The 1444-nt window shown below is 53.9% G+C and carries 1 pseudogene; it reads left to right on the top strand.

The annotated features are described in order from the left end of the window. Window positions 1–1444 (top strand): annotated as a pseudogene (locus LI241_RS15440) (DEAD/DEAH box helicase); the annotation flags it as partial.

The raw sequence follows: 1444 nt of genomic DNA, 5'->3' as shown, positions 1-1444 counted from the left end.
GAGAGCGGCCAGTTTGCCTCCAATGTGGAGCTTGCAGAAGCGGCAGGCTATGAACAATCCCTCCTTGCAGAAAAGCTCTGGTATCTGTATCACGATCTCAGTGAGGGTGCCAGAGAAGCCGGATATTTGTCCTGCCTGTCAGAGATCAAAGGCAATGGTTTCCCGGAGGAGACCCGCCGCCTGACGGAGCAGCTGAGTGACCCGGCTTTCCGCCAGACACTCAAGGAAGAATACGCCGCCTTCTGGACTGCCTATCAGCAGGACCGTGACCTGTTGCGTTTTCACTATCACAGACCAAGGGAGATCTGGGAGAACTTGAAGGACCTTGACCTGCCGCGCAGGACCTTTTCTTCAGACCTTTCCCAAGTGCCAATCGTTCAGCACTTCATTACCGAGGATGAGATCGACGCCGCTATGACCGGCGGCAGCAGTTTCGCCGGAGGAAAAGGCCGTATCTATGCGTTCTTCATGGCAAACCATACGGATAAGGAGAAAGTGAGATTCCTCAAAGACGAGTATGGCATTGGCGGACGCTCTCATGCCCTGTCCGGCGCAACACACAGCGGCGAAGATCACGATGGGAAAGGACTGCACTATAAAAAGCAGGACTGCCCGGATGTTCACTTGAACTGGGAAAAGGTTGCCAAGCGCATTACCTCACTTGTCCAGAAAGACCGCTATCTTACCGAACAGGAACAGGCACAGTATGACAAGATCCAGTCTGAACAGGAACTGGCCGAAGAAGATGCCATTCAAGCCCAGCAGCCGGAGATGGATGAAGAAACACCAAAGCCTACCCTTGGGGAGCAGTTTGAGCAGTATAAGCCTGTGGTGACTGCCGCCATTTCTGAGGATACCGCATACCGCAATGCCTGCGGTCATTCTGACCGTGAAAATGCTGTCATCGAGGGTAATGCCGCTGTGCGCCGTGCGGTCCTTGGTTCTAAGGATATGGAGCTGATCCGACTCTATTCGGATGTGCCGGAGTTCCGCCAGCGTCTGCACCGGGAAGTGATCGACGAAACCTATCCAAAGCTCCATGAACTTCTGCGCCCTCTTTCGCAGGAAGATATTGATACAGCCCTTTGTGCATGGAACGGCAATATCGAGAGTAAACACGCTGTTGTCCGCTATATGAAAGACCATGCAAGAGAAAAAGATACCGCCGCATGGCTGGCTCAGGAATACGGCGGCAGTAACAGCAACAGCCTGTTCGTTGTCCGTGCTGGCAGCCCGGAGGAAACGCAGCTGCCCTGGCCGAAGGTACAGCGCAGGCTTGCCCAGCTCATTCAGGAGGACCGGTTCTATACCGAAGAAGAACAGGACCGTTTTGACGACATCGACCCAATCGCCATCCGGGAAGCTCTGGAGGAAAGAGGGATTGTCAACGGACAGGTGGCAGACCCGGAAAAACTGGACAATGACTCATTTATCCAGCAGGTAA

The sequence above is a fragment of the Longicatena sp. 210702-DFI.1.196 genome, from assembly GCF_020563125.1.
Taxonomy (GTDB): domain Bacteria; phylum Bacillota_I; class Bacilli_A; order Erysipelotrichales; family Erysipelotrichaceae; genus Longicatena; species Longicatena caecimuris.
Note: the sequence above shows the minus strand (reverse complement) of the source record. Positions and strands in the feature narration are given on the sequence as shown.